This is a genomic window from Deltaproteobacteria bacterium, from assembly GCA_003696105.1.
Lineage (GTDB): Bacteria > Myxococcota_A > Polyangia > Haliangiales > J016 > J016.
Window position 1 is genome coordinate 1 of record RFGE01000188.1, and the last position, 6,009, is coordinate 6,009.

4 protein-coding genes are annotated in these 6,009 nt (G+C 76.4%); 2 read left to right on the top strand and 2 right to left on the bottom strand.

Features of this window, described 5'->3' with window-relative positions:
- The coding region (locus D6689_12255; GenBank protein ID RMH40935.1) for a DUF4147 domain-containing protein at positions 1–1,520 on the top strand (1,520 nt) is incomplete at its 5' end.
- A gap of 19 nt (positions 1,521–1,539) precedes the next feature.
- On the opposite strand, the gene D6689_12260 is transcribed toward D6689_12255, so the two are convergent.
- Positions 1,540–2,739, bottom strand: a complete 1,200-nt coding sequence (locus D6689_12260) for a hypothetical protein (protein RMH40936.1) — start codon at positions 2,737–2,739, stop codon at positions 1,540–1,542.
- A 492-nt stretch (positions 2,740–3,231) separates the two neighbouring features.
- On the opposite strand from D6689_12260, the gene D6689_12265 reads away from it, so the two are divergent.
- Entirely contained in the window at positions 3,232–5,091 is a 1,860-nt protein-coding gene (locus tag D6689_12265; protein RMH40937.1) for a M61 family peptidase, read from the top strand.
- 16 nt (positions 5,092–5,107) lie between these two features.
- Here D6689_12265 and D6689_12270 read toward each other — a convergent pair whose 3' ends face one another.
- A complete protein-coding gene (locus tag D6689_12270) occupies positions 5,108–6,004 on the bottom strand; it encodes a kelch repeat-containing protein (protein ID RMH40938.1) in 897 nt (298 codons plus the stop codon).
- Positions 6,005–6,009 lie beyond the last annotated feature (5 nt).

A 6,009-nucleotide genomic window follows, 5' to 3' on the forward strand; every position in this document is an offset into this window, starting at 1 on the left:
CAACGACGACGTCGCGGACAACGCCGGCGGCGGCGGCGGTGCGGCCGGGCGGATCCGGCTGCGGGCGGCGGCGCCGCCGGAACTCCCGGGCGTGGTGTCGCCGGCCGAGGGCGTCACGATCGACGCGCTGTAACGCGCGCGCGGCGCGGGGCGATGCCGCGCCGCGGCCCGCGTTGCGGTGCGCGCACCGGCGCGATGCCGCGCCGCGGCCCGCGCTGCGGTGCGCGCACCGGCGCGATGCGGCGGCCGGCCCGCGTGCGCCGCGCGCAGCGACGTGGTTCGATCGCCGCGTGGATCCCGCCGACCTCGCGTGCGCGCTGTGGTCCGCCGCCGTCGCGCGGCTCGACCCCGCCGCGATCGCCGAAGACGCCGTGCGCGCCGCCGATCCGCCGGGCCCCGTCGTGGTCGTCGCCGCGGGCAAGGCGGCCGCCGGCATGGCCCGCGGTGCGGCCGCCGCACTCGGTTCGCGGCTCGCCGGTGGCATTGTCGCAGCGCCCGAGGCGGACGCGGTCCCCGCGCCGTTGCGGCTGCGCGTCGGCAGCCATCCGGTGGCCAACGCCGCGTCCGAACGCGCCGGCCGCGCGCTGCTCGATTGCGTCGCCGCGGCCGACCCCGGCTCGCACGTCGTCGCGCTGATCTCCGGGGGCGCGTCGGCGCTCGCCGCCGTGCCGGCGCCCGGCGTGTCGCTCGCCGACAAGGTTGCGGCGGTGTCCGCCGTCATGGCCGCGGGCGAGCCGATCGCGGCGATCAATTGCGTGCGCAAGCATCTGTCGGCGATCAAGGGCGGCCGACTCGCGGCCGCGTCGCGCGCTCCCGTGTGGTCGTTCATCGCCAGCGACGTCGCCGACGACGATCTATCGGTGGTCGGCGGCGGGCCGACGGTGGCCGACCCGACGTCGAACCGCGACGCGCTGGCAATCCTCGACCGCGTGGGCGCGCCGGTGTCGCCGGCCGTGCGCCGCTGGCTCGAGTGCGGTCCCGACACGCCGAAGACACTGCCGGCGGACCACGTCGTCCGCCTCGTGTGCAGCGCCGGTGCCGCGGTCGACGCGGCGGTCGCCGCCGGCGACCGCGTGGAGGTGCTCGGACGCGGGTGGACCGGCGACGTCGCCGACGTCGCGCGCCGACTCGCGGCCGCGGCCCGCGCCGCCGCGCGCGATGCGGTCGCGCGCGGCCGCCACGTGCTGCGGGTGGCACAGGGCGAACCGACCGTCGCGCTGCCGCCGCAGCCCGGCCGCGGTGGGCGCGCCCAGCAGACCGCGCTGCTGGTGGCGCGCGCCATCGCCGGAGTCGACCGCGTCGCCGTGGTGTGCGCCGGCACCGACGGCATCGACGGCAATACGACGGCGGCGGGCGCCGTCGTCGACGGCGCGACGTGGGCCGCCGCGGGCCCGGATCCGGCGGCGGCGCTCGCGCGCTGCGACGCCTACGGCGCGCTCGACGCCGCCGATGCGTTGATCGTCACGGGCCGTACCGGCGTCAACTGCGCCGACCTGTTCGTGGTCGCCGCCGTGCCGTGACCGCACCGGGGCGGCGCGCTCACGCCCGGCGCACCCACGCGCCCAGCCAGTTGGCGAACACGCGCTGGCCGGCGGGGGCGTCGCGGGCGCGGGCGAGGGCAGCATCCGCGTCCGGCAGGATGTCGGCGCGCGCGCGCACGTAGTCGCGCACGATCGCGGCCGTGAACTCTGGATGAAACTGGACCCCGCGGATCGCGTCTCCCGCGGCGAGCGCCTGCACGGCCGTGGCGCGGTTGCGGGCCAGCACCCGCACGCCGTTGGCGGCCGACAGCGTGTCTGGATCGACGGCGTCGGCGTGACTGAACTGGACGCAGAACGCGTCGGGCAGGCCGCGAAACAGCGGGTCGCGGCGGCCGTCGCCGGTGAGTTCGATCTCGTGGGTCGCGATCTCCCAACCGGACGGGTTCGCGGTCACCGACCCGCCGAACGCGGCCGCGATGAGTTGATGACCGAAGCACACGCCGAGGACCGGCGTGCCCACGCGGGCCGCCTCGCGGATCGTCTCGACGGCGGCCTCCATCCACGGCTCCGGCGCGGTGACGGACGCGGGCGAGCCGCCGACGACGATGCCGGCATAGTCGCGCACCGGCGGCGGCGACGTGGCCTGCACGCCGTCGTAGACGGCGAGATCGACGCCCTCGGGTTCGCACAGGCGGCGAAACCACGCGGGGAAGCGACCGTGGACGGCGGCGACCGGCGGAGGCGGTTCGCCGACATTGTAGAGCAGCACGACCGGCGGCACGGCTCGACTGTACCCGGGCCGCGCGCCGCGCGCACGCGCGGGGCCCGGCAAATGCGCGGCCGTCAGCCGGCCGTGGACAGCCGCCGGAGCCGGCCGGGCACCGAGTCGACCGGCAGCCGGCTCACGCGGATGGTGCGAGTCGGTTGCAACAGCACCGTTGCGCGACCAACGACCGGTTCGCCGCGATCGCCGCGGGCGACGTACGCGCTCACGACCTGCACCGTCTCCGCGAGCCGGCGAAAGCTGGCGGGTTCGGGGCCGACCGCTCGCAGCGCGGCTTCGAGCCGGCCGGCGGCGCCTTCGTAGGAGCCGAGTTGGCGCGCCAGCCGGGCCGACTCGACGGCCAGCGTTTCGTCCGCGTCGAGCGCGCCGAAGCGTCGGGCGATGGCGACGACGTCGGCGGCGTCGACGACGTCGAGCGGGTGGGGCATGTCGGTGTGCGGCGACGTGGCGACCGGCGCCGTGCGGTCGCGGCAAACGCGCAGACCGTAGCTGTGGTGGTCGACGACGCTGTCGCGGTCGGCCGGGTCGAACGAGCGGTCGTGGTCGACGCGGTACGGGCCGATGCGAACGGTGGCCCCCGGATCGAGCCACGCCGAGTGAACGTGAGCGCCTTCGTCGATCTCGATGCCGACCGCCACTTCGACGCCGTGGTCGTCGAGGTAGGCGAAGCCGGTGCGCCGAAGCGTGTAGACCGCGTCGAGCGGCAAAGGGCCGAAGTGGGGCGGGTCTCCCTCCCCGTAGACGACGGCGCCGGCGCGGCGCAGCACGACGAGCGGCTCCGGTGCGCCGACGGTGACCTCGAGGTCGCCGCCGTCGTCGATCCATTCCGCGGCGGCGGGGCCGAGTCGTGCGTCGTGCGTCGTGCCGGGAACGCGCACGGCGTAGCCGACGTCGCCGCGACGTTCGAGCCGCGCGGCGACGCGGACCGGCGAACGATCGCCGCGTTCGTCGGCCGCCCAGCCGTCGATGACCGGGGCGCGCAGCACCCGGCGGCGCAGCCGTCCCGTGACGAACTTCTCGTTCAACCCCACCGTGTGTATCGTACACGCCATGCGGATTCGCTACGACATCGCGGTGCCGCGGCCGTCGTCCCACGTCGCGGACGTCGCGGTGACCGTGTCCGAGGTGCGGGCGGCGAGCGTGGACCTCGCGATGGCGGCGTGGTCGCCCGGCTCGTACCTGATCCGAGACTACGCCCGCCACGTGATGGACGTGACCGCGGGCGGCGCGCGCATCGACAAGGTCGACAAGCAGACCTGGCGAGTCGAAGTCGGCGACGCCGGCGAGGTGACGGTTCGCTACCGCGTGTACGCGCACGAACTCACCGTGCGCACCAACCACATCGACGCGACGCACGCGTTCTTGCACGGCCCCGCCACGTTTCTGTACTGCCCGGACGCGATGGGCGCGGTCGACGGGCCGATCGAGGTGCACGTATCGCCGCCGGCCGGCTGGCGGGTGCACACGGGGCTCGCCGGCGGCCCGGTGCGGTTCGCGGCGGCCGACGTCGACGAGCTGCTCGACTGCCCGATCCACATGTCGGCCGCCGATCCGATCGCGTTCGAGGCGGCCGGCGCGCCGGCCGAGCTGGTCCTGTGGGGCGAGCCGCGCCGCGGCGTCGCGACGATCGACGACCTGGTGGCGGACCTGTCCCGCGTGATGGCGGCGCACGCGGAGCGGTTCGGCGGCGTGCCGTACGACCGCTACCTGTTCTTGCTGATGCTGTCGCCGGGCGGCTACGGCGGCTTGGAGCACCGCAACTCCTCCGCCAACCTGAACACCCCGTTCGCGCTCGAGACGCGCGACGGCTACGAGGCGCTGTTGGAACTGCTGTCGCACGAGTACTTTCACGTGTGGAACGGCAAGCGCATCCGGCCGGCCGCGCTGGGCCCGTTCGACTACAGCCGCGAGGCCTACACCCGAGCCCTGTGGGTGCAAGAGGGGATCACCAGCTACTACGACCGCCACACGCTGTGCGCCGCGGGCGTGCAGGCGCCGGAGCGGTATCTGAAGAAGCTGGCGGAGGAGTGGGGCAAGCTGCAGCGCGTGCCCGGCCGGCGCCGGCAGTCGCTCGAGCAGGCGTCGTTCGACGCGTGGATCAAGCTGTACAAGCCGGACGAGTCGACGGTGAACACGACCGTGTCGTACTACCTCAAGGGTGGCCTGGTGGCGCTGTGCCTCGACGCGGCGATCCGCGACGCGACCGGCGGCGCGCGCACGCTCGCGGACGCGGTGCGGCGGTTGTGGGAGCGCTACGGCCGCGCACCGCGCGGCTATGCCGACGCCGACGTCCAGGCCGAGTTCGAGGCCGCGGTCGGCGCGCCGTTGGCCGAGCCGTTCGACCGGTGGATCCGCGGCACGGAGGATCCGGACCTGGCCGCCGCGCTGGCCGCGGCGGGGCTGGAGCTGCGCGCGTCGTTCGACCCGGAGCCGGCGGCCGGCGGCCCGCCGGCGTGGCTCGGCGTCGCGCTCAAGTCGGACGCGGCGGTCACCGCGGTGCTCGACGGCGGACCCGCGGCGGCCGCGGGCGTCGCGGCCGGCGACGAACTCGTCGCGATCGACGGCTATCGCGTCCGGTCGGACGCGGACGTGCGCGCCCGGCTCGCGCCGGCCCGGCCCGGAGACAGGGTGCGGTTGGCGGCGTTCCGGCGCGACCAACTGGTCGACCTCGCGGTCGAACTGGGCGCGGCGCCGCCGAACCGCTTCGAGATCGCGTCGGTCGCCACGCCGACGGAGGCGCAGCGCGAGCGATTCCGCGCGTGGCTCGGCCAGCCGCTGCCCGCGGACGGCGTGCGCGCGGCGGCCACGATCGCCGGCTGGTGCTGATCGCGCCGGACGGGCGTCACGGCGCCAGGCCGACGAGCGCCTCGACGTCTGCGACGGCGGCGAAGCCCTGGCGCGTCGCGCCGCCGGGGACGTACACCACGCCGTCGACCGCGGCCGCGCCCATCCCGTGCCGCGGCGTCGGCGGTGGCGGCAGGGCCGTCCACGCGTCGGCCGCGGGGTCGTACAGCTCCGCGGCCGCGAACACGCCCGACGGCGCGTCCGGGTTGCCCTCGCCGCCGACGACGGCGATGCGCCCGCCGACGGTCGCGGCCGCGCAGCCGCCGCGCGCGGTCGGCAGCGGTGCGCGCGGCGTCCACCCGCCGCCGGGCGCGTAGGCGTCGACCCGGTCGGACACGGCGTCGATCGCGCCGTTGCGGCCGCCGATCGCGTACAGCACGCCGTCGACCGCGGCGCCCACGAGGTGGTCGCGCGGGGCCGGCAGCGGCGGCAGGTCGGTGTCCCACGTGTCCGCGTCCGGATCGTAGGCGGACACGTCGGCGACCGCCTGGCCGCCGCGCAGACCGCCCGCCACGTAGATGCGGCCGTCGACGGCGGCCGTCGCCGCAGCGCCGCGCTCGGTGCCGGCCGGCATCGGCGTCCGCGGCGTCCACGCGTCGGCCGCCGGGTCGTACGCCCACACGTCGCCGATCGCGACGAAGTCGAAGCCGTCGAGGACCATCGCGCCGACCACGTAGACGCGGCCGCCGACCGCGGCGACGTTGGCGTGGTGGACCGGGCGCGGCAGCGGCGCCGCGCGCGACCACGTGTCGGTGGCCGGGTCGTACACCCGCACGGCGTCCGATAGTTGCAGCGACGCGTCGAAGCCGCCCAGCGCGTAGACGCGCCCGCCGGCCGCGACGACGCCGATCTCCTGCGCCGGCTGGTCGAGCGACGCGCGCCGCTCCCACCGCACGCCCG

What these genes read in the sequence shown, in the direction of transcription:
- D6689_12265 (RMH40937.1), top strand. Translation starts at nt 3,232, where the DNA reads ATGACCGGGGCGCGCAGCACCCGGCGGCGCAGCCGTCCCGTGACGAAC.